This is a genomic window from Draconibacterium halophilum (assembly GCF_010448835.1).
Lineage (GTDB): Bacteria > Bacteroidota > Bacteroidia > Bacteroidales > Prolixibacteraceae > Draconibacterium > Draconibacterium halophilum.
The window spans coordinates 1630637-1655422 of record NZ_CP048409.1 but is presented as its reverse complement, the minus strand read 5'-3'; the positions used below and the strand labels follow the sequence as shown (position 1 = coordinate 1655422).

16 protein-coding genes are annotated in these 24786 nt (G+C 41.4%); 4 read left to right on the top strand and 12 right to left on the bottom strand.

Annotation, left to right across the window (positions count from 1 at the left end):
* Positions 1 to 26: 26 nt before the first annotated feature.
* From G0Q07_RS06680 to G0Q07_RS06645, 8 genes are all read right to left on the bottom strand, one after another.
* Positions 27 to 1463 carry a glycoside hydrolase family 125 protein gene (locus G0Q07_RS06680; RefSeq protein ID WP_163345353.1) on the bottom strand — a complete coding sequence of 479 codons (1437 nt, stop codon included), beginning with the start codon at positions 1461 to 1463 and terminating at the stop codon, positions 27 to 29.
* A 34-nt stretch (positions 1464 to 1497) separates the two neighbouring features.
* Complete coding sequence (locus tag G0Q07_RS06675; RefSeq protein ID WP_163345352.1) at positions 1498 to 3666, bottom strand: GH92 family glycosyl hydrolase; 2169 nt, start codon at positions 3664 to 3666, stop codon at positions 1498 to 1500.
* A 38-nt stretch (positions 3667 to 3704) separates the two neighbouring features.
* On the bottom strand, positions 3705 to 6092 hold the full coding sequence (locus G0Q07_RS06670) for a LamG-like jellyroll fold domain-containing protein (protein WP_163345351.1): 2388 nt from the start codon (positions 6090 to 6092) through the stop codon (positions 3705 to 3707).
* 35 nt (positions 6093 to 6127) lie between these two features.
* Positions 6128 to 7273 carry a glycoside hydrolase family 76 protein gene (locus G0Q07_RS06665; RefSeq protein ID WP_163345350.1) on the bottom strand — a complete coding sequence of 382 codons (1146 nt, stop codon included), beginning with the start codon at positions 7271 to 7273 and terminating at the stop codon, positions 6128 to 6130.
* A gap of 65 nt (positions 7274 to 7338) precedes the next feature.
* Positions 7339 to 8478, bottom strand: coding sequence for a SusE domain-containing protein (locus G0Q07_RS06660; protein ID WP_163345349.1), 1140 nt, complete (start codon positions 8476 to 8478; stop codon positions 7339 to 7341).
* Positions 8479 to 8525: 47 nt separating this feature from the next.
* A complete protein-coding gene (locus G0Q07_RS06655; RefSeq protein WP_163345348.1) occupies positions 8526 to 10163 on the bottom strand; it encodes a RagB/SusD family nutrient uptake outer membrane protein in 1638 nt (545 codons plus the stop codon).
* A gap of 11 nt (positions 10164 to 10174) precedes the next feature.
* Positions 10175 to 13585, bottom strand: coding sequence for a TonB-dependent receptor (locus tag G0Q07_RS06650; RefSeq protein WP_203532685.1), 3411 nt, complete (start codon positions 13583 to 13585; stop codon positions 10175 to 10177).
* 126 nt (positions 13586 to 13711) lie between these two features.
* Positions 13712 to 14683, bottom strand: coding sequence for a FecR family protein (locus tag G0Q07_RS06645; RefSeq protein ID WP_163345347.1), 972 nt, complete (start codon positions 14681 to 14683; stop codon positions 13712 to 13714).
* Positions 14684 to 14846: 163 nt separating this feature from the next.
* On the opposite strand from G0Q07_RS06645, the gene G0Q07_RS06640 reads away from it, so the two are divergent.
* Positions 14847 to 15425: an RNA polymerase sigma-70 factor gene (locus G0Q07_RS06640; RefSeq protein WP_163345346.1), complete on the top strand. Its 579-nt coding sequence runs from the start codon at positions 14847 to 14849 to the stop codon at positions 15423 to 15425.
* Positions 15426 to 15443: 18 nt separating this feature from the next.
* On the opposite strand, the gene G0Q07_RS06635 is transcribed toward G0Q07_RS06640, so the two are convergent.
* The 4 genes from G0Q07_RS06635 to G0Q07_RS06620 are packed head-to-tail and all read right to left on the bottom strand — an operon-like array spanning position 15444 to position 21702.
* The gene (locus tag G0Q07_RS06635) at positions 15444 to 16586 is read right to left on the bottom strand and encodes an MFS transporter (RefSeq protein WP_163345345.1); all 1143 of its coding nucleotides are present in this window, start codon (positions 16584 to 16586) and stop codon (positions 15444 to 15446) included.
* Between the two features lie 14 nt (positions 16587 to 16600).
* A complete protein-coding gene (locus G0Q07_RS06630; protein WP_163345344.1) occupies positions 16601 to 17536 on the bottom strand; it encodes an ROK family protein in 936 nt (311 codons plus the stop codon).
* A 5-nt stretch (positions 17537 to 17541) separates the two neighbouring features.
* A complete protein-coding gene (locus G0Q07_RS06625; protein ID WP_203532684.1) occupies positions 17542 to 19305 on the bottom strand; it encodes a class I mannose-6-phosphate isomerase in 1764 nt (587 codons plus the stop codon).
* 57 nt (positions 19306 to 19362) lie between these two features.
* Entirely contained in the window at positions 19363 to 21702 is a 2340-nt protein-coding gene (locus G0Q07_RS06620; RefSeq protein ID WP_163345343.1) for a GH92 family glycosyl hydrolase, read from the bottom strand.
* Positions 21703 to 21906: 204 nt separating this feature from the next.
* Here G0Q07_RS06620 and G0Q07_RS06615 point away from each other — a divergent pair, with 204 nt between their 5' ends.
* The 3 genes from G0Q07_RS06615 to G0Q07_RS06605 all read left to right on the top strand — a co-directional run bounded on the left by G0Q07_RS06615 (position 21907) and on the right by G0Q07_RS06605 (position 24777).
* On the top strand, positions 21907 to 22638 hold the full coding sequence (locus G0Q07_RS06615) for a GntR family transcriptional regulator (protein WP_163345342.1): 732 nt from the start codon (positions 21907 to 21909) through the stop codon (positions 22636 to 22638).
* A 285-nt stretch (positions 22639 to 22923) separates the two neighbouring features.
* Entirely contained in the window at positions 22924 to 23538 is a 615-nt protein-coding gene (locus G0Q07_RS06610; protein WP_163345341.1) for an RNA polymerase sigma factor, read from the top strand.
* Between the two features lie 72 nt (positions 23539 to 23610).
* On the top strand, positions 23611 to 24777 hold the full coding sequence (locus G0Q07_RS06605) for a FecR family protein (protein WP_163345340.1): 1167 nt from the start codon (positions 23611 to 23613) through the stop codon (positions 24775 to 24777).
* Positions 24778 to 24786: the final 9 nt, after the last annotated feature.

The following is a 24786-nucleotide window of genomic DNA, read 5'->3' as shown; positions in this document are numbered from 1 at the left end:
TTTTTTAATGTATTAATTGATAGAGTTTAAACCTCCAACAGATTTTCTTTCCCTTCATTCACCAATTTTAAAACAAGCTCGCCAAACAAAGTATTTGCCCACGCAAACCACGAACGGGTGAAGTTTGCAGGATCGTCTTTATGGAAAGTTTCGTGCATAAAACCGGTATCGGCATCCGTATCGCGCAGTGTTTTAATACACCAGCTTATCTCTTTATCATCCGAGCTCGTCATAGCACGCATAATAATACTCATCGGCCAAACCATGTCGTAACCTACGTGAGGCCCGCCAATTCCTTCGGCTGCTTTTCCTTTAAAGAAATATGGATTGTCCTGGCTCCAAACCAGTTTGCGTGTGTTCTGGTAAATTTCATCGTCTTTATCAACCAGGCCGAGGTAAGGCAAAGCCAGCAAACTTGGCACATTAGCATCGTCCATAAACGTATGATTACCAAAACCATCTACCTCAAAAGCATAAACTTTTCCGTATTTTTTATGCTCTACAATGGCATATTCCTTAATTGCCGCATCCACTTCTTTTGATAAAGCCAAACATTCTTTTGCAAATGCCTTATCACCTGTAATTTCATTGCTAATCTCAGCCATTTGTTTCAATGATACAACTGCAAAAATATTTGAAGGAATCAGGAAACCATAAGTAGTTGCATCATCTGAAGGACGGAAAGTTGAGTTAATTAATCCCACCGGTTTTAACGGGCGGCCATAACCATGATTAGCAACTGTATCTAATTGCTGAGGCGTTTCGCGCTGAAATTTATAAGGTCCCAGGCCATCTTTGCGCTGTTGTTCCTTAAAGGTTTTTATGATTAAAGCTGCTGCTTTTTGCCAGTCGGCATCAAAAACACTCTTGTCGCCGGTAGTAAGCCAGTAATTGTAGGCCAAACGAACGGTATAACACAACGAATCAATTTCCCATTTGCGTTCGTGTAAACCGGGTTTCATATCGGTCATATCGCTCATCCAGTGCACTTCTTCTTCCTTTGTTTTGTTGAAAGCGTTGGCATAACGATCGAGCAAAACACATTGCGTTTGACGATGAACTACACCGGCCAGCAAGGTTTTCAATTTTTCATCCTGATTGGCAAGTGGCATATAAGGCCAAACCTGAGCAGTAGAATCACGCAACCACATAGCGTGAATATCACCTGTAATTACAAAGGTATCGGGTTTACCATTCAGCGTACCATGCTCTACCGTTGTGTCCAAAGTGTTTGGAAAACAGTTTTCGAACATCCAGGCCAGTTTCGGATCTTTAATTTTTGCTTTTGCTGCTGCAATTGTTTCTTCCACTGCTTTCGATACAAAATTACGTTCGCCGGCTGCCGGACGATTGCTTACATAGTTTTTTCTACCTGTTGCGGCCCAAACCGATGAACTTCCGGCAATTCCTATTCCGGCAACTGTTAATGCTCCTGCTTTTAAAAAATCTCTTCTTGAATTCATTATTATTGGTTTTATAACTATTTCGATGTTTATCTTATTCGGCTAAAATAATTAATTCATTGCCGGTTTTCAGTTGATCGTACGACACAAAGTACCCGTCAAGCTGGTTTCCGTCAATGGTAATATCATTAATCTTTCTCCCCCCATTCTTTTTTGTAATGGTAACTTGTGATTCTTCGCCCAAATCCAGTTTCACAGAATCAAAAATCGGAACCGAAACAATGTATTCTGCATCGGCCGGTGAGTAAGGATAAATTCCTATGGCCGCAAATACATACCATGCCGACATTTCTCCTGCATCATCCATTCCGCAAAGCGCATTCCCCCACTCGCCCATTCCGTAAAAACGGTTCATAATACTATCGAGGTACATCTGCGATTTTTCCTGCTTTCCGATAAAAGTGTACAAATATGGGAAACTGTGATCGGGCTGGTTTCCGTGGCAATACTGGCCGATAAAAGACGAAACGTTGCGGGCAATGTGCGAACTGTTCCATGGAATTGAAAACAACGAATCCAGCTTTTCCTCGAATTCCGCCTCACTTTTGTACAAGTCAATCAAACCTTTGGTATCGTGTGGTGCAAAAAACGACGACTGCCAGGCGTTGGCCTCGCGGTACATGTATTCGTAATACGGGTATTCTGCGTTAAAGTCCGATACCCAATCACCATTTTCAAGGCGTCCGCGCATTAACCCGGTTGACGGATCAAAGAGGTTTTTGTAATTTGAAGTACGCTTCATCAGCATCTCATAATCATCAGTTTTATTCAGTTCTTTTGCGAGAAGTGCCACGGCATAATCGTCGTAAGCAAACTCCAGCGTTTTGGTCACACCGGCTTTGGCTTTCGATTCCACGTGTGGATTTTGAACTTCAGGAGTCGAAATGTATCCTTTTTCGATATACTCGGCAATATGCGGACGTGTACCTCCTTCTTTTGTTGCATTGTTCAGCAACAGCTGGTAAGCGCTTTCAATATCATAGTCCTGAATTCCGCGCAGGTACGAACCGGAGATAAAGGGTGCTGCATGATCGCCGTGAAAAAAGGTAGGCATAAAACCTGTTTTTTCGCCTTTATCAATCAACGACTGAATAACATCGGCAGTTACATCGGGCGAAAGCATTCCGAGCAAAACCAGTTTGTTGCGGTAGGTATCCCAAAGCGAAGGATTGGTGTAGTAACGAAATCCTTTATTTACAATTTTCCCGGTTGCATCTGTAAAATCGCCGTTTACATCACTGCGCAATGCAGGCCACAAAAACGAACGGTACAACGAGGAATAAAACAACTCCTTTTCTTTTTCGGTACCGCCTTCAACTTTAATTTTTGCAAGCAAATTTTCCCAGGTTTGCGAAGCTTCAGTCTTCACTCCTTCAAAACTTTTCCCCGCTATCTCGGCTTCCAGATTCTGCTTCGCATTTTCGATGCTTACAAACGAAAGCGCCAGTTTAAGCTCCAGCGGTTCGTCCGATTCCGCTTCGTTAAAAGAAACAACGGCGACTTCATCTCGTCCGTCGCCGGTTGTTTCAAGGTTTACTATGGTCCGGTTGGTTTCGGCATAGAAATATATTTTTTCGCCTGTTTGCTGAAATCCTTTAATAACATTGGTGCCTTCCTGTTCAATATTCCAATCGCGCACCCGTTCGTTCGATTTCGACAGGTTCAAAATCATGTTTTGCGGTTTACCTTTTGGATATTCGTACTTATGATAACCGCAGTGCAAGGTGCTTGTAAGCTCCACGTTAATTCCGTATCGATCGAGTTTCACCTGGTAATAACCCGGTTCAGCCGATTCGTTTTCGTGGCTGAATTTTGATCCAAAATCATTTGCGGTATAACCGTCAGTAACCGGAAGTACCGGTATGTGACACAAATTCCAGTGGCCTTTGTTGGTGTGTGTAAAAGCTAAAATAACATCGTCTTCGTACTCGTAACCGGCTCCGCTGTGCCATTCGGTAATTGGGCTCAATTGCACCATGGCATTTGGCAACGAAGTACCCGGATAAGTTAATCCGGCCCACACACGCCAGTCTTTTGGCGGATTGTAACCACAGTCGATGCTGTCTTGCAAAGGGGCAGTACCCAGAAACGTATTCACATATTGGGTAAGCTTTTCAGGATTATTTGGACTGGAATGGTTACTTGCCGTATGGCAGCCAACCATTGCAAAAATAAATGTAATTAGTAGAATTGTTCGTATCATTTTTAGTTGGTTCAAATATGAAATTATGTATTTCTAATTTAGTGTATTAATATTTTTGTGGTGTACGTATTCTCCCCCGAAATAAGCTTAACAAAATACACTCCCGGAGTGCTTACATCCGGACGAAAATAAACTTTGCCTCCATCGCTTAGCTCTATAGAATTGTGCTTTTGCAGTAACTGCCCCGACTGGTTATAAAAATACAGATCACATTCGGTCTCTGTTTTTTCCGGCAAATGAATGCTGATTTCCTCGCCCGCCAAAACCGGGTTGGGAAATATAGTTAGCATTTGTCTTTTTTCGGAAATTTCAATTTCGTCTACATCAGTAACCGGATTCAAAGTGCTGTAAGCAACATTTAAAAACGATGAAGCGGCAGCAGCCTGCCCCATCATACCGATTTCTGAAGGATTTTCGTTTATTCTGTTCAGATTCCATTTTCCATCCACATCGTTATAGCTACTTGCGTAGTAACCACGCTTATCTCTGTTGTAGGCACTTAGAAAATCCATAATATCGGCCGCAATGGTATAAAATCTATCATCCGCCGTTTCCCGGTACATATCCAACAAAGCATCTATCATATCATCGCCACCCCAGAAAGAAATCTCGCTTAAGCCTTGCCCCGGTTTATACCAACGATCGATACAACTGTTCATCATTTCGTTGGCATCATCAAGGTATTTTTGTTCGTTTGTTAACTGATACAAAAGAATTGCATTTTGAATAACAACCGTGGTTTGGTAGGCCCGATAACCTCCTCCCCAGGCCTGATTTCCGTTAACTGTACCATTCAGCGACCAGCTGCCGTTTTGGTAATAACTGGCCTGGTTAAACAGTTTTGTGTTCGAATCTTTAATCTTTACCTCAAAATTATTCTCCAACTCGTAATAAGTCAATGCTTCGTTTAGGTATCGGGTTTCGTCTGTGTAATGATACAATTTGGCAGCGGCGTAACTGGTGTAATTAACCGACATGGAAAATAACATTCCAAAGCCAAGTTGATCTTCGTGCTGCGGAATGGCGTAGCGGCTGTCGCGAATTTCGTTGTTAAACTCGTAGGCCACTTTCAGATTTTCAAGAGCGGTAGCATCTTGCGCCTGATCATAAATCATACTGAACGGCATCATCAGCTGTCCGTTGTCATCGTAAAAACGGTTTCCTGTATTTCCCGGAAGAACAGCATAACCGGTTCTTCCCGCTGTTGTAACTTTGTACGTGTCGATAGCCGACAGGTAGTTAAACAGAAGATTTTCGTATTTTTCAGGATTTAATTTCCAGGCATTTGTTAATGCCCGTAACATATGCGAAGCCGGCCAAACAAAACTGCTTGCTTGTTTAAAATTTGATGATTCATCAATCGCTTCAGCATACAAACCATTGCTTTTGTTGTAAAACTCGTGTTGTATCTGATCCAGTAATTTTTCACCAAAGTACTGGTATTTATTATCGTATAAATCAACAGCCACCTGCGCTTCAATATCAGCAGCATTTACAGTTGTAGCTTTTATTGAAATTGTATCGTTTTGATAGCTTGAAGTTTCTGCATAATAAACTAGGTATGCAGATTGGTCGTCAACTTTCCGGAATAAAAACTCGCCTGGGATTTGGGCTGCAGTCACGCTCCAATCGGTAATATCCTCGCCGGCAACACTTAACAACACCGAGTCTTTTCCACTGTCCAAAATTTTCAGACTTCCGTTAACGAGAATATTGTCTTTTTGCGTCCATTCTGTCCCTGCTCCTCTTTTCAGATTATGCTGCGAGGTGAGATCAATTATAGAATCGCCTTGTCCTTCGTTCAACAGCCAGTTGGCTACCAGGCCATCTTCGTTGCCGTTGAGTTGAATGTCTTTATTTAAGTTAATTTCTTCTGCAGTTCGAGCTGTATTCCAAATTCTGAAATCGGATAATTTCCCATCCAAACGGCGGTTTTTCCACGCAGAACCTTCGCCCATAAAAACGTGGGTTCCCGATGCAATCATTGGTTTACTCAGGGTTCCGTTGCCAACCAATATACCATCTATAAAAATTTTCACCTCATTGTTGGTACTCACAGAAACGGCAACATGTTGCCATTTGCCTGTTTCGAGTTGGTTTCCGGAACTTGTAACGGCTTCCCATTCTCCGGTTCCCACATTTACTTCTACGTTTCCGTTTGAATTAAACCGAAATGCAAAACCAACAGAACCGGAAGCAGCGTTCCACGATTCATCGGCAAGTATGTAGTTTCCGGCCCAACTGTCTATATACATCCGTGTTTCGATGGTAAAATCACCGGAAACATATTCATCAAAATTTCCGCAATCGATATAACTTTCGGGTTCAGAGGTATTGAATTTCAGCACATAGGATTGTCCTTTCGCATGCACCGAACATAAAACCAATACCAGAAACGCTACTCCAATAAATACCGATCGTATCATTTGCTTTGTTATTCTTTTAATCAAATAAGATCCGATTAAGGGTTAATCAGTCCTTCGGCTTCCAATAAAGCGGCGGCCTCAATTAACATGGCTCCACTGGTTTGCGTTGTTAAATCGCTGGTGCTTCCCGGTTTGTTTTTCCAATATGTTCCGTAAAGCAATTTATTTTTATCGGTTCCTTCCTGCCACAGTTTTTCTGCATTGTATTTCAGAAATTGCAGGTAGCGGTTCCGGGTACCATCTGATAAATCGGGATGAAGAATGAGTTGTGTAAAATAACGCACAAATATTCCTTTGAACAAACCACCATCGCCGGCACCTTCATCTTTTAACAGTCGGTCGCTGCCATTTACCAAAGTATTCAGTGTATAGTCGGCGGCTTTTTGCGCATCGTTTAAATAACTTTTCTCGCCCGTAATGTTATATAATTCGAGGGCCGAACCCAAAAATGTTCCCTGGTTATAGGTAAAAATCCAGGCTTTTTGAATATTTCCGGTACGACTGTCAATATTATCATAAACTGCTCCGTTGGCAGGATTAAAAAGATATTCCTTTTCCCAGTCGTAAATTTTTAGCGCCCATTCTTTATCCTCCTCATTGCCAAACTTCTGATAAAGTCGTGCAGCCAAAATAGAGGCCGGTCCGTTTGAACAGGCGTTTTTGCTGTATGGCTGATCTTTTTTCCACGAAATACCACCACCGGCATTATTGTTCCATCCGGTTTTTATGTCTTCCCACACCGAAATAGCCGCGGTTTTATAACGCTCCTGGTTGGTTGCATTGTATGCACGTAACATGGCCAGTGCATTCCATTCCATATCGTCGTAGAAAACGTTTAAAAACGTGTTGCCGTTTTTGGCTTTCACACCTTCGTACCAATCGTCAATGGTAGTCAGGTAAAAATTGTCTCCTGTTCTTTCGTAGGCATCAATGGCAACATCCAGCGCATGAGCCTGCGGCCAGTAGTGAAAATCAGTGTTATTCAGGTTATTGTAATGAAAATATGCTGCTGCCGGATTCCAGTATGAATAGATAAACGACGAGCTGCTACTGTCGGCAGCCGCCGCCCAGCTTATTGGAGTTTCTTCTCCTCCCCCATTTCCCGGATCAACTTCATCCTTCTCACATGCCTGGAAAACAAACAGGCCAATTATCGCTAATACTATCAATCTTTTACTCATACCTCAATTTTAAAAATAAACTGAGACAAGGTTTCCCCTGCCCCAGTTTTCTACCTTAACTCTATCTATTGATCACCAACTTTGATAACATTGTGTGTATATGGACCTTCTGCCCAGAAATAGGCAATTACATCGATGTAGGCCATATCCATAATTCCATCGAATTTCCACTTGTCGTCCCATCTCGATTCAGCAACAGGTGCCATGTAGTAATATTCTTCGTTTCCGCTTGGGCGGCCATCGGTTTGATTCAATGTACCCCACCATTCGTAAGCATCGTTACCATCTGCATCTTTAACAGTCATTCTGAATTTATAACGCTCATCGCGTCCCCAACCTTCCTGCTTGAATTCAAGCGGCTGGTTGCTTGCTTTAAAGATACCGCCACCCTGGTATTCCAATGAGAATAAGTATTCATCAGTTGGAGCAAAATGCAACTGGAAGTCAACAATTTCAGTCATTACTACAGAACCAACATTAAAATCGATATTGATACGGTAAACTGCTGTATTTTCAACTGTACTTGTTGAAGCTCCTTCTTTAATCACACCGTTTTCGATGTAGAACTGACGAGTGTCGCCTGCGTTTCCATCGGTAAAGAAGTACTCTTCGCCGGCAGTAAGTTCGGTGTAAATTTCAAACTCACCCGGAGCAACACCTTTCATAATACCTGCGTTCGCCAAATCGCTACCACCTTCAGAACCTGCACCTGTAATGTAAACATCAACAGGAACATCGGCGAAACCTGCCAAACGGGTAATCTCCATTGTACGTACTTCCTCTCCTTTCAAATCATTAATTCCTTTTGAAGAGAAAACGGTCCAGATAACTTTACCTTTTTCGGCAGAACCAATACCCGCCAGCGCACCAATTTTATTCAATTGTTTGTGCGAAATTGTAGCATGGTTGTAACCTCCGTTATTATCCGATGCCATTTTGTAAATCGGCTCCGAGAAATCGCCACCTTCAACATCAAAAGCCACTTCGTAAAGCACCATTCCGCTGTCTTCAGCTTTTGCAGGTTCCCATTCGAAATATACAGCAGCCGAAGCAGAAGTTTGTAATACAATTGATGCATCCGCTGCTGGTTCATACAAGGTCTGTACCGCTGTTACACGTGTATCTCTTAGTACATCGTCTTCACATCCTACAAAGGCGATAAGCAAAGAAGCTATTATAGTAAGTTTAAAAATTAGTGTTTTCATAATCGGTATATGTTTGTGTTTATTGTTCATTTTTTGAATCACTTAAATTAGTAGCCTGGGTTTTGACCAAGATTTGGATTTAAATCTTTTTGCGACTGCGGAACCGCCCATAAATAATCCCGTTCAGGATTAAATGAACGTACATCGAGCCTGATATAACCGTTGTCGATACTTGGATCGCCATACTGAGCTCCGTGTGGATTACCATCCAAAACAGTTTCAGCAGTTTCCCAACGACGAATATCAAAGATTCGTAAACCTTCCAAAGCAAGTTCTATGCGGCGTTCGCGGCGTATAGTCTCACGCAGATCAGCCTGGCTTAACGAAGCATCAAAGTTTAATGCGCTGGCATCCGAAAATCCGGCACGTTCGCGCAAGGCTTTAATTGTTGAATTCCAAACGTTTTCATCCATTTGATTTAATTCGTTTTTAGCCTCGGCGTACATTAACAGCACGTCGGCATAACGAATCAAAATCAGATTCAGGCCCGAAGTAAAGGCTGCCAACGACTGCGGATCGTAATACTTACGCATATAATAACCTGTTGATGTAGAGTTGGTACCCTGACCTTTGTATTCATCTACTTCGGCAGATTCATCAGGCGCAGTGCCCGGTTTGATATAAATGGTCTGGATTGTTCCGTCAGGCAAACGCCATGGAAATTCATGATAAACCACAGTTGCTGTTAAACGTGGGTCGCGACGAACATACGGATCGTTCTCGTCGTATCCCGAGTTTGCATCATCAATGGTTCTTCCGTTCATCATCAGGTAATCATCAACCAATTCCTGTGTTGGAGCCATTTGATTTACACGTGCTCCCACTGAAAGTGGTGCATAATCAAAGTATTCTCCCCAGGTGCGCAACGACGGTACGTAACCCAAATCCAGGATCACTTCATCGTTATATTCATTTTCAGGAAGGAAAATTCCTTCGTACGATGGGAACAAACTGTATGAACCATACTGATCAGAGTTAATCAACTCTTCGCAAGTGTTCACCACATTTTGCCAATCGTTACTGTATAAGTATGTTCTCGCTTTAAGTGCCACAGCAGCTCCGGCAGTAATTCTGCCGGCATCTTCTTCACCGTATTCTTCGTTTGTTGGCAATACAGCGGCAACTGCATCAAGCTCGTTGCGCACAAAAGCCAGCACTTCTTCGTGCGAAGTACGTGCAATCTCTTTCGATTCATCCAATGTTATATCGGTTTCGAATAACGGAACATCGCCGTACCATGTAGTTAAACGGAAATACAAATAAGCACGGATAAAACGCGCCTCGGCATTCATTCTTGCTTTCAGGTCTTCATCCATTCCTTCTACGCGATCAACATTTTCGAGAAAAGTATGACAGGTTTTAATTCCGCCGTAACAATCTCTCCATTCGTTGGCAAAACGGTTGTTTGAAGCATCGGCCTGTCCCGAAGAAATTATTTTCTCTGAGCTCGATCCACGACCTTCATAAATATTATCGCTTAGCGCTTCGGTAGAGAAGAAATAACCCGAATTGTACATCTGACTGTAGGCCATATTTAAAACCATGTTGGCTTTTTCGGGCGACGACCAGTAATTGGCTTCTGTAAACTTATTTGTTGGTGCCAAATCCAAATCGTTACAAGAAGTAAATAGTATTAAAATTAAACTTGCAACGCCGGTACTATATTTTAGAAATTTCATCTTCATGTCATTTAATTTTAAAATTCTAATTCTAAACCAAAACCGTAGTACTTAAGCGTAGGATAATTCCGGCCGCTGTTTGCTCCGGTTCCTCCGGTTCCTCCCATATTACTTCCAAACTCTGTCGATTCAGGATCGATAAAAGAAACATTTGAAAGTGTAAACAGATTCTGTGCATTTACACTCAAACGAAGTTTTTGTACACCCGCTTTTGCGGTGAGTTCTTTAGGCAATGTGTAGCCTAACTGAATGTTTTTCAAGCGTACATAAGCAGCATTGAAAATGTAGATATCTGAAGCTCTACCCCAGTTATTCTGGTTTGATGATGACCCGGGAGCCGACAGTCGAGGCCACTCCGCTTCAGGATTTACCGGAGTCCAGAAATCCAACTGATGCTGGTACATTACGTATGAATAATTGGCATGGAAAGGCTCTACAAGCTCACCACGCAAAAACATATCGCGTTTACCCACACCCTGAATCAATACGCCAAAGTCAAATCCTTTCCAGGTAACATCGTAGTTCAAACCGAAAGTATAACGAGGGAATGCGTTTCCTAAAACCTGACGGTCTTTGTCGTCGATAACGCCGTCGTTATTCTTGTCTACATATTTTACATCACCCGGTTCAACAGTTGCTCCAATTGGCAATGCACTGTTTTCAATCTCCTGGTAACTGCCAAAGTAACCATCGGTTTTATATCCAAAGTACGATCCTAAAGCTTCGCCTTCGCGAATAAGTTTACGCAACTGGTCGTTCGAATCAATTTGTTCGTTACCACCAAAATCAACCACTTCGTTTTTGGCATCGGCCAGGTTTAAACGCACATTGTGGTCAACCGAGCCTGTTTTTGCATGGTAGTTGATTGTTGCTTCCCAACCCTGGTTTCTCATTTCGCCTGCATTTTCTTTTGCAACTGCACCACCAAATACCGAAGGCACAACCGGAGTTAACAGGATTTGAGAAGTAAGTTTATTGAAGTAATCCAATGAAACCGACAGTTTATAATCGAAGAATGTAGCATCGGCACCAATGTTAAAGTTGGCCGATTGCTCCCATTGTAACATACTGTTTCCAAAATCGAAACCGGTTCCTGAAACCGCTTCATTGTTGAAACCATAACTGTTGTTGTAAACGGTGTAGGTTGTAAAGTATGAGTAATCATCAACATTCTGGTTACCCAACACACCGTACGATCCACGTAATTTCAGGTCGCCGATATTGCTTTTGTAGTTGTCCATGAAACTTTCTTCAGACATACGCCAGCCACCGGTAAACGACGGGAAAAATCCCCAGCGGTAGTCTTCAGCAAATTTTGAAGAACCATCGTAGCGGAAACTAAATTCGCCGTAATACTTGTCTTTGTAGTTATAACCGGCACGACCAAAGATGGAGTAAATACTGCGTTCCTGTGTTTGTGCAGGTGTATTGTAACTCGACGGATCGATTTCGGTTTCCGACTGCGGCAATCCAAGATCAGGATCTGTATATCTCATTTTTATTTCGTTGGCCTGACGAGTATACGATTCGTTCGAAACACCAATCAAACCCGAAACGTTATGATCTTCGTTGAAAGAACGGTTATAATCCAACAAAAACTGTGTATTCAGAATGTACCTTTTCTCGTTGTAATCTTCGGTATTCCTGGTTTGGTTGGCATACGAGTTTGGTTTTTCAGCAGTTGGGCTTGAGTAGAACGGAACTTCCAAAGCTCTGATAAAACGGTGGTTTGCTCCTAAATCGAGTCCAACCATAGCTTTTGCCTTTAAACCTTTTGCCACATCCAGTTCCGCATTCAAACTTCCAAGGAAATTATCATCGTCTTTTTTCTGGAAACCACCTGCTTCCAATTGCCCCAGCGGGTTAAATTGCGAAAGCACATCGTTAATCAGGTACTTGCCATTGTCGGCTTTCATCTGGTAAGTGTAGTAAGGCGGAATACGCGAACCGTCGACGATCAGGAATCCGGTGCTGGCATTTGGTGCTTTCTGCATGGTGCGGTTAAACGCCATTAAAGCACTTAATTTCAATTTACCGTATTGGCTCACCAGGTTGGTTCTGAAGTTGTAACGCTCAATTCCGAAACTGCCAACGAAGTTACTTTCCTGGTTGTAATATCCTGCAGAAACCATGTAGGTAGAAGTTTCGTTACCACCTGAAATACTGGCGTTGTAATTTTGCTGCAAGGCTGATTGCAGAATTCCATCCAGGAACCACTGTCCATCTCCGTTCTGCTGAAAATCTCTGATTTCAGCAGGCGTATATTTAGGCGAAGAACCAACATTGATTAAAGCCTGGTTTTTAAGCAAGGCATTTTCGTATCCTTTTACGGGAGAAAACAATACATCCGGATCCTGAAAACCTGTCATTGTACTTACACGCACAATTGGTTTATCGCTTTTCGAACCTTTTTTAGTAGTAACCAGAATTACCCCGTTTGACGAACGCGAACCATAAATGGCAGCACTACCAGCATCTTTTAACACCGATACATTTTCAATATCAGCCGGGTTCAGGTTACTTAAGCTTCCCATTTCTGTAATCATTCCGTCGATTACAACCAATGGGTTATTGTTATTCATGGTACTTACACCACGAATGTTAATATTCATACTATTATCGTTCGGGTTCATGCTGCGTTGCTGAATTACAAGGTTAGCCGAAGCTCCCTGTAAAGCCTGGACCGCATTTGCAACCGGACGATTTTCAATTAAATCTGAGTTTACCTGATCAACAGAACCAATCAGGTTTTTCTTTTGCATGGTACCGTAACCAATTACCACAACTTCCTCGATACCAATGGCGTCTTCTTCCAGCACTACCGAAATATTGCTTTGATTTCCCACAACAACTTCCTGCGAAAGCATTCCTACAAATGAGAAAGACAGCACGGCATCAGGACCAACATTGCTTACCTGGAAATTTCCATCAATGTCGGTAACCGTTCCCTGGGTAGTACCTTTTACAAACACTGTAACACCCGGAATTGGCAGACCATCAGCTCCGGTAACCGTTCCGGTTACTCCCTGTTGCTGAACCGCCGGTAAGTTCGATTCATCAAACTCGCCTTTATACAAGGCTACCTGCCTGCCAACAATTTTATACTCAACACCGGTGTTATAAAATATTTCTGTTAGAATTTTCTCGATGTCAGTATTTCTAAAACTAACTGACACTTTACGCTCTGTGTCAATTACATCCCCGGAATAGAAAAAATGAAACTCGCTTTGATTTTCAATTTCTTCTAGGACACTTTTGACATCCGTATTTTTCAGTTCAACCGATAAACGTGTTACCTGCGAATAGCTTTCCTTAGCCATTACTGAAAAAACACTAATACATAACAAAAACAAAGTTACTTTCATAAGTCTTAAAAGTTTTAAGAAGAAACTCCACAACGGGATTTCCTTCAATCTCTTTTTTTTCATAGATTTGACGTATTAAGATTAATAATTCTGATAATTATTTTTCGGAGGTGGGGAAGTTGGTGGCTTCTCCACTTCTTTATGTTTTTGGAGGTTTAGTTCAAGTTACTTATTCCATAGGCAGATTTGTTATTTTATTGGTTTTACAATCAGTTTTCTTTCGTTCTTATCGTATTCATATTTTAACGACATTGTTATTTCCAACAAGTCCATCACTTCTGTAATTGACTCGTATTCTATTGTTGCCGTCAATTTCTTATCTGATATATATTGATCATCCAGTTCAATCGAAATATTATACCACCGCTCCAGCCGTTCAACAACATCTTTCAACGATTCATTTCTGAATATCAACTTATTATCAATCCACGACGAATAAATTTCGGTATCCACTTTTTGCACCTGAATTGAAGAGTTTTCAGCATCAATTACAGCCTGCTGTCCGGGTGCCAGAATTTTTTCTTCCCCCGAGTTTGAAATCAATTGTACTTTTCCCCTTTCTAATGTTACTTCGGGATTGGTATTTGAATAACTCATTACATTAAAAGCCGTACCCAGTACATTTACCTGTACATTCTCGGTAACAACCTCAAAGGGTGTTTCGCTTTTCTGAACATCAAAATAGGCTTCACCACTCAGTTTAACCAAACGCTTTTTTCTGCTGAATTCTTTCGGATATTCTAAGGAAGAACCTGAGTTCAGCCAAACTTCAGAACCATCGGGTAAAACAAAATGGGTTTTCGAGGCCAACGGCGTTGAAACCGTTTGCAGTTCGGCACTAATATCCGTTTTGTCTAGTGTAAAAAAGAACGCAATAGCCAACGGAATAAAAAGAACAGCTGCCACACGGGCTAAATAATTCACTAATTTTTGGGTTTTGCCTGCTCGTGGTTCCTGGCTATTTATTTCGTAATGAATTTTGTGTAGCGTATCCGACAAATCGGGGGTTTCTGCTTCCTCAGCTTTTGTAAATTTCCAATGCTCTTTCATATTGGCATCCAAAACCGGCTTTTTGTCCGGTTTTACAAACAATTCAACAAATTGCTGAAAATCCTCCTCCGTGCAATTGTTTTCAATATATTTCCTGTAATATTCTTTCATATAATCTTGTACTCGCTTGTTAAACGTGTAAAGTATAAAAAACCCCTGCTTCGGTTTTACATTTTTTTCATTTTTCTTCCCTCAACCATTAGGCTACCTCATTTCATTCAGCCAGAATCTGAAAACATTTTATAGTTTTGTGAGTTCTAGCTAACAGCGACAGATGAATAACGAGAAACTAATTAATCGATTTATTGATGGTGATAAAACTGCCATTAATGATTTGTATGCCGAATATAGCCCGAGGCTGTATCGCTTTGCAATGGCATACCTAAAATCGGAATCAGAGGTTCTCGACATCGTTCAGGAAGTATTTGTTAATGTTTGGATGAACCGAAACAAACTAAAGAAAGACTCAAATCTTGATGCCTATTTATTTACGGTGGCCAAAAACACTATCGTTTCTGTTTTTCGGAAAAAGCTTTCGGAAAAAGACTATTTGGAACACCTGAAAAACAAATCGATAACCAATAGCATCGATACTGAGTCGCAGTTTAACTACAACCAGTTATCCAACAAGCTCAACGACCTGGTAGAACAACTGCCTCCGCAACGAAAAAAAATATATCAACTTAGCAAAGAACAAGGTTTAGCGAATAAAACAATTGCTGCCGAACTTGGTATTTCGATAAAAACAGTTGAAGACCATTTAAGCAAAGCAAGCAAATTCATCAAAAAGAATTTAACCGAATACGGTTTCCTCGCCTTGCTTTTTATCGACCTGTTTGTTAGCTCCAAATAACAGCTCCGGCGTTACCCGCTATTTCATTTTTAACGCGTTTATCAAAAGATACACAAATAACAAAAGCACAACAAGCATTGCCCCTGTTTGTCCTGCAGTATCAGATACCACACCCATAACCGGGGGAACTATTGCACCTCCGGCTACTCCCATTATCAGCAAACCCGAAACTTCGTTTGCATACTCCGGCTTTCGGCGCAACGCTGCCGAAAAAACGATGGAAAACACGTTGGCAACTGCCAGTCCGGAACAAAATATCATTATATACATCAGCGAAACCGGACCGGGAACAGCAACCATAACCACCAGCGCAACAATTCCTAAAACCGCACTGCCGATGTAAAATTTCCGCCCCGAATATTTCATCAATAAAATGGCGCCGATAAAAGTACCGATGGTACGGGCTGCAAAATATAAGCTCGTGCCCAATCCGGCTTTCTCCAACGGCATCACGATACGTTCCATCAGAAACTTAGGGAAAGTAACGTTCAACCCAACATCGATTCCCACTAAAACCACAATTGCAAAAAAGAAACTCAGCATAACCGGATCTTTCAACAATTTAAAACTTGCGGCAAAACCGGCCGTTTCGCTGCTTGACTGTTCTTTTTGAATCGGGGCCAATAAAAGCCACAAGCCTGACAACAAGGTAACCGAAGCAAAAAATGGAAATATAAGTTTCCAGTTACCGAATGTGCCGGATGCCACGCCTGCAACAATGGGCCCGATAAAAGAAGCAATAGCTTTTACAAACTGGCCAAGTGTCAGGCTACTGGTTAATTTTTCGCCGCTAACCACGTTGGTTAACAAGGGATTTAATGCAACCTGCAAAATCGTGTTTCCGATGCCGAGCAAGGCAAAAGCAATTAACACCATTGCATAACTGTAGCTTGCCAATGGTACCAGCAAAGCCAGCAGTGTAACAACAATACTCAGTAATACGGTATTTTTTCGCCCAAGCTTATTCATTAACACTCCTGTGGGCACCGAAAACACGGCAAACCACAGAAAAACCATCATCGGCAATAGGTTGGCCATTGAATCACTCAAGCCAAAATCCTGCTTTACATAGCTGGATGAAATGCCCACCACATCGGCAAAGCCCATAATAAAGAAGCTAAACAAAACCGGTAGTACGGCTAAATTCGATCTTTTACTCATAAGTTTTTTGCTCGTTAGATTTTAGCCACCAAAGGCTCCATTTTAGTCCAGAAATCTTTATCCAAAAGCCGGGCACTTCCTACCATTGCTGCCGATTCCATTAGTTCCGAAATTACTACATCAATATTTAGTTTCTCTTTTTCTAAAACATCCTGAAAGGCATTACCAAACAGGGAGTAAGCACCGGATATATTTCCACCAACAACAAGGCATTCTGCATCAAAAGTAGTAAGAAGTGGCAACAGGAAAATCGCCAGGTTATGTCCAAAATCTTCGAAAAGAAGTTTGGCATCCTCATCTTCGTTAGCGCAATCTGTAATTTCTTTCACTCCCGCACAATTTATTCCGGTTCGGCGTTGGTATTCATTTACAAACCAACGGGTAGAAAAGTGATCGTCGGCAATTCCGTTTTTATAGGGGATATTATAAACATAGCCTTTTTCAGGTACACGTTCTCCTTCGATTACGGGAACTCCATTGGTGAGAAATGCGGAGCCAAAACCTGTTCCAAGTGTAATAGCCACAACGTTTTTGTAATTTGAGGCTTTGCCGCCCCAGCACTCTCCAATGGCAAACGACAGCGCGTCATTCGAATACCTGAAAGGCATTTCATCCGGCAATTCCAGGCGTTTCTTTAATTCGTCGCCGATATTCATTCCGTACAAACTGTCGTACTTGGCAACGTTTTTTAACAGCGCCACACCGTTTTTATAATCGAATGGACCAGGCATGGCAAAACCAATTCCAATCAGTTTGTCTCTCTCGATTGACTTTATGGATTCACTGATTGCAGCGACCCACTTATCAAGAATCTCGTCGGCAGTTGCCTGATTGTCGACTTTAACTTCGTCCAGGCTATCTTTAAGCATATTGCCGGAGCTCGCATCAACCACAACCGAGCTAATGTGGCTTCCTCCAACATCTACTCCTATTGCATATTTTTCGTTCATAGTCATTATTTCATAAACGCCACAACAACTTTAGCCTCAGCAGCCGAAGAATTACGAATGGTGTACGATTTTGCAGCAGCCGGCACCACAAAGGTTTCAGCGAACTGGAAAGTTTCCTTTCGTCCGTTTTCCGATTCTACTTCAATAGAAGTTCCCTCAACTAAACTAAGTACGTGAAATTTACCTTTAGTTTCAACATTTATCTCCGTATTGAAATGATACCGTTTTACACGGTAACTGTGTTTTTCGTGCGTTGGAAGTTCGTACAACTGCCAGTCTTCACCTTCCTGAATCAGGTTTGGGTGCGAAACTAACTCTTTCGTTACCCTCTCCCCTTTCCGGTCGAAATACAGGTTTTTCATACCGTGTTCGATATTCAATGGGCGTGGATTCCCATCTAAATCAGGTCGCACCCAGTCGTACATTTTAAAGGTGAAAATGTATGGTGTTGTACTGATTTCGAGTACTAAATTATCGATTCCCGAACCATGAATTGTTCCCGGTGGGATAAGAAAAAGATCGTGTTTTTTGGCTGGCAACTCCTGTACATATTTTGTAATATCAATGGCGGTATTGGTATTGTAACTATCCCACAAAACGGTTTTGAACTTCTTAGGCTCTATGTCTTCCTGAAAGCCGATATAAACAGCGGCATCATTTTTCCGGTCGAGAATGTAGTAGGTTTCTTCCTGCGTAATGTCTTCGCCAAAATGTTCTTTGCAATACTCGGGGCGCGGATGGCACTGTACCGACAGATTTCCGCCATCGAAAGTGTCCAGGAAATCGAAACGTAACGGAAACTCATCGCCATATTTTGTATGATCGGCTGCTCCCATAACTGCTTCGCCTTCGCCAAACATCAGCAAATCAAACGAAACTTCCAGCAGTTTTCGCGAGCTTTCAAACACAATCCCATTCTCCGGCGTAATCAATTCAAAGGACCATGCATAATTGGGCACATCCGAATTTAAACCTTCGATATTGTTTTTTACCCAGGTTCCTCCCCACACACCGGGCTCAAACCACGGCCGTACACGGAAAAAGTTCTCACCCATTGTTTTTAAACCTGCACGCAAATTTTCGCCATCCATCCATGAATATACATCCTCATGCTGGCCGTCAATGATTACATCAATGACATTTAAAATCTCTTTTTTGTGTTTATTCAGCACCACCCAATCGACAAAATAATACCGTTTGTACATCTTTTTCATGTCGAAACATTGGCTGGCTCCCAGGTTCTTTACACTCCCGGCACGTGCACGAAACTGCAGTTCGTTTTTGGGCAAATCGATATACAATAGCTTTCCATCCCGACCGGTAAGAGAAGCTCCGGCACCATAAATCACATTAATATCTGCGTTTGCTTCAGCTGTTATATTTTTCAGTTTTTCTGAATCAAAATAATCTTCCAGTTTAATGGCTGCCCTCGTTCCGAATATCGAATCTTCTTCGCCCAAAAACGGAGAAATCAGTTCATCGATTTCGTTTTCAGGCTTTAAGGTCGTTTCCACATTTACCCAGTTGGTTGTTTTTCCCAATGCGGTGAGCGCATTATCCAATAACAACCTGAAGTTTTCGAAGTATACTCCAACATAGCCGTCGATAATAATTGTGCTTTCTCCTTTAAGCTTTTCGGCAAGTGCCGACAAATTGGTTGAAATTACATCGCCTCCCAATTTTAACGAGGGGTATATATCGTAGCCATTCACCACCGCACCGTCTTTTTCAACAGGCATCAAAAACTGTGTTGTTTTCCGTTTTTCCATTATCTAATTTACATTTTACGCGACTTTGGTCGCAAACAGAGAATTGAGTTCAAATACTTACTGATTGATTTTAGGCGTTCCCGACATTTTCAGTTTTAATTTGCCGCCATTTACAATATCCTGAAATTTGACAAATGGTGAACCCTGAACTTCTCCATCCAACTCAATTTTCTGCACATAAACATTGTCTTTCGAGTTATTTTCAGTTTCAATAACAAACTGTTTTCCTTTGTAATAATCGGGGTTAAGTTGGATGGTAATTTTATCAAACAAGGGGCTGCCAATCTGCATTTCAGGATCAATAGCAGTAAGTCCTTTTACGTCGAATAAACCAATTCCGGCCATTACATACCACGCACCAAGTTGCCCCTGATCTTCATCCTGTCCGTAACCATAGCCGTGAATTCCTTCTGTACCGTAAAATTCGTCGCAAATGGCACGTACCCATTTTTGGGTCAGATCGGGTCTACCCGAAAAGTTAAACATCCATGAGATATGTAAATTCGGTTGATTTCCGTGGTTATATAATGCTTTCAGGCCTGCAAATGCATCCACCTCTTTTCCGCCTCCGAAAATATTTTTTTGCGATGCAATAAAAATGCTGTCCAGTCGATTATTAAAAGTTTCCCGTCCCAGCTTCTTCACCAATTCTTCGGGCTGGTGCGGCACATAAAAAGTGTATTGGATAGCGTTCCCTTCCTGAAAGCCAATCCACGGTGCCAACGGATCGAAGTTCTGAATAAAATTACCATCGAGGTCTCTTGGCCTGATCAGTTTTGTTTCTTCATCGAATAACAATTTCCATCCTTCTGACAGGCGGGACAACAATTTATAATCGTCGGTTTTGCCAAGGTGTTTAGCATATTGAGCTACTGCAAAGCTACTGAACGAATACTCCAGTGTGTGCGAGGCCGAAAATCCCGATCCTTCTTCAACGCTTACCCAGGCATAACGTTCATCGTAAGGGCTGTAGCCACGCTCCACAAACTGGCGAACATCCATTTTCCCGGCTCCTTCAATACGGCCTTTCCACTCAATTTCGTTTTTCAAAGCTGCTTCATAACCCAGCTCCACATCAAAGTCACGAATTCCACAATTGTATGCCGCAGCAATTGCCAGGCTTGTAAAATTAGTTCCCACTCCCGAAACATACTTACTACATGCAATTCCGTCGCCCAGCCAACCGGCATCTTTGTAAACGAGTAACTGACTTTGTATCCATTCCGAATAATATTCAGGATATGCAATGGTCCACAATTGTGTCAGGTTCCAGAAAGCACCCCAGATAGCATCGGTATTATAATGGTTATGAACTGGATCTCCCTTTTCATTCAGTGCAATTTGTCCTACTTCACCATCATTTTTCGGATATGCGCCATTCACATCGCTAGCTAAACCACGCCCTAAAAGCACATGATAAAGTCCGGTGTAAAATTTTACTTTATCGGCTTCATTTTTCCCTTCAACAGTAATCCGGCCCAGGTAATCTTCCCAGGTTTTCAGGCTGGTTTTTTTAGCCTTGTTGAAAGTCAGGCTATTAGCCTCCGTTTCAAGGTTGAGCCTTGCATTTTCGACTGAAGTATATGACAAACCAACTTTTATGGTAACCGCCTCATTTTCTTTGGTTGAAAATGTAAGAAAAACTCCGGCACCAACACCGTTAATTTTCTTTTCGCTTTTGAAAATATCAGTTCCGTTAAAAGTTCCGTATGCTGTTGGTTTTTTGTCTAAAACAGCCGTGAAATACATTTTAACATCGGCACCTTTCTGGTATTTTTTTACGTACTCAGGTTCGGTAATCACATAACCTTCAATTCGCCCATCTGCTGTTATAACAGCTTCCGCATCTTTTACTTTTCCGCTTTCACCCTGCTGATTGCCAATATCAAAAAGAATATTGGCCGACTCTGATTCAGGGAAAGTATAACGATGAAATCCAACACGTTGTGTGGCAGTCAGTTCGGCTTTAACCTTATAATCATCAAGCCAAACCGAATAATAACCGGCTGTTGCATATTCATTTTTACGGTCGAAACGCGAGCGGTATCCGCCGTCAGGATTGTCAAGATCTCCGGGAACAGTTTGTAGCTCGCCCACTGTTGGAGCAAAAACAATTCCTCCTACCTGAAACTCGTGCAGGTTCGCGAAACCTTCGATTGAACTGTCGCGGTCGTCGTAACCAACAGCTTCCCAGCCCTGCTCATTTCCGTAATGTGCATTGGTTGACGGAGCCAATTTTGCCAGTCCGAACGGCACCGCTGCCGGCGTGTAAAAGAACCAGCGCGAATGGGCGGTTCCGATATTTGGGTCGACATATTTTGTTAGCTCTTGTCCGAAGCTGTTTCCACAAAAACAACTTACCACCAACACTGTAATAAAACCTAAAATGCTTCTCATATTATTATTGATTTTTACTTTCTTACTCGTTAAACCAGTATAGGATAACCAAAAAAATTTAAAACTCCTACGAATAACACCGTATGTTCATACATTTAATTCCTTGTGCAAACATATACAAATTTTCAAAAACTTAAAATATTGAGGAATATATTTTATTTTATTGTGTTTAGCGTATCTTTGGGCGCAGATAAATGTATAAACATGAGGTTGAACATAGATCATAAAAGTCAAACACCACTGCACATACAAGCTGAAGCGCTTCTTCGGGAAATGATACAGCAGGAAGAATACCAAAAAGGGAAATTGCTTCCTAATGAAGTCGACCTGTCAAAACAACTCAATATTTCGAGAAATACTTTACGCCAGGCGATTAATAAACTGGTTTACGAAGGATTGCTCATCAGAAAGAAAGGTTATGGCACAAAAGTAGCCGCGAAAGGCATATCTGGGCGGGCAAAAAACTGGTATAGTTTCTCGCAGGAAATGCAGGCAATGGGAATTCAGGTTCAGAATTTTGAACTTCATGTAAGTTGGCAAACAGCCAGCAATGAAGTGTGTTCGTTTTTCAATATAAAGCCCGATAAACAAGTGATGACTTTAGAACGGTTGCGTGGTAAAAAAGACTTCCCGTTTGTATACTTCATCTCCTATTTTAATCCGGAACTGGGAATTAGCAGCGATGAAAATTTTGCCAATCCGCTGTATGAGATTCTGGAACAAAAGTACCACGTAAAAGCTTCTCTTTCTTACGAAGAGATAAGTGCAATAAAAGCAACCCCATTTTTATCAAAGAAACTAAATATTCCAAACGAGGATCCGGTGCTTTTTCGACGCAGGTTGGTGTACGACGAGAATAAACGCCCAATTGAATACAATTTGGGGTATTACCGGGGCGACAGTTTTGTCTTTTCTGTTGAAAGTGAGCGCAAATAATTGCAAAATTTACAGCCGAAAAAGAGTTTATATGAATTGATGCACCTTATTGTTCTTTCTGATAATTCAGAAGGATTAGAAAACCGAATACCCCTTAACTTTGTTTAGATTGAATTCGATTCAACAAGTGAATTGATAAGAAACGTTTGTAAAACAGAAGAATAAGATTGGCCCAGATTAAGGCAAACAATACATAACAGGGTATAAACAAAGCGATAATATCAGAAAATCATTTTAATTATATTAGCACAAATTTTCACAGGGACAATTACATTTTAGGGACTGATGGCGAAAAAAGAAAATCCTTCATATTTTCTTTGGGAGCGTTTTAAGAATGGTGACGACGATGCGTTTTACCGTATCTACGACCAGTATTTTAACGAACTGTATTCGTATGCCCTTAATTTTTCGAAAGACACGGATTTTATAAAAGACTGTATTCACGACCTTTTTCTGAATCTTTACAAATACCGCAAAACGCTTTCCAAAACTGATAACATTCAGTTTTATCTTTTACGTTCTTTAAGGCGTTTGTTGCACAAAGAAGGGACAAAAAGAAAAACGCTTCTACACGATGAGCAACTATTGCATTCGAACGACACTCCGGTAGTATCACTGGAGGATGAAATCATAGCCGACGAAACAAAAAAAGAACATTTCAGGGCACTTGCCGAGGTAATGAAAAAACTGACAAAAAAACAACAGGAAGCACTTTCTTTAAAGTTTGAACACAATCTAAGCTATCCGGAAATCGCTGACACGTTAAACATCTCGGTTGAATCGGCCAGAACAATGATATACAGAACATTAAAAGAGCTACGCAAAGCCATTAAAAAGGGAAAAACGTTTAACTCCATACTCCTGTTTTTTTTACTTAGAAACAGAATTCAAACCGTGTAGACAAATATTTTTTATTTTTTTGTCTATGTTTTTACTTCCATCCACTTTATGTAGATGTAGATTAAAACCATAATGGATAACAACGAAGTAAAAAAGGCATACGATATTCTGGCAGATGAGCAATTCAGCATTGATTCCATCGTAGAAGAGACTGAAAATAAAAATGATTCGGAAGCTGAAGAATTGCAACTAGCCAGCACCATTTATTCCTTTCTGACTTCTTATAAAAAAACACCCTCGTTTCAGGAGAAAGAAAATGTTCGGGAACAGCTCCGTTATTCAATTCAGCGGGAAAAACGGAAAAAAACACTTGCGCGCTGGGCCGTGGCTGCTTCATTTCTTATTGTTATGTTTTCGGTGTGGCAGGTACAACGCTCGGTGAATACAAGCGACTTCGACATTTTGGTTGAAACCATGCAACTTTCGCAACCCGATACCGCAACACAGCTGATTCTGCAGGATGGCCGCCAGGTTTTAATTGCCGAAGAGGAATCCAACATTTTGTACGATGAAAAAGGCGAGAATATTACCATCGACTCTACTCAAAAAATTACGCAGTTGGTAGAGGAAAAAAAGCCTGTTTTTAACACTCTGGTTGTTCCCTACGGCAAACGTACGCAAATTAAGTTGGCAGACGGATCGAAAGTATGGCTGAATTCCGGATCGAAATTGGTATACCCGGCAACGAATACCGGCAACAAACGAGAAGTGTACATTGATGGTGAAGCCATTTTTAATGTTGCACATATCGATAATAAACCGTTCTATGTAAACACCAAGGATTTTAAAATCAAAGTATTGGGAACAGTTTTTAATGTAAACGCTTACGAAGATGATAACAACAGTGGTACTGTTCTGGCGGAAGGAAAAATAGAAATCAGTGCGAATAACAATACAGTATTCCATAGCGAGAAAAAAACAATTTTACCCGGAACACGAATTGTTTACAACAACAACACGGAACGTTTTGAGGAAAGCCAGGTTGATGTAATAAAGTATTTATCGTGGCGCGACGGCTACCTGATTCTTGAAAAAGAGCCACTTGAAACCATTCTTAAAAAAATATCGCGCTATTACAATGTTGATATAGAATTACAAAGTGCGGCCATTGGAAAAGAAACATTCTCGGGAAATTTAAACCTAAGAAACACCGCAGAAGAGGTGCTGAACATTATAGCTGAAACCACTCAGATTAAACTAAATAGAGAAAACAATAAGCTAATCATAAATCTAAACTAGTTAAGCCTA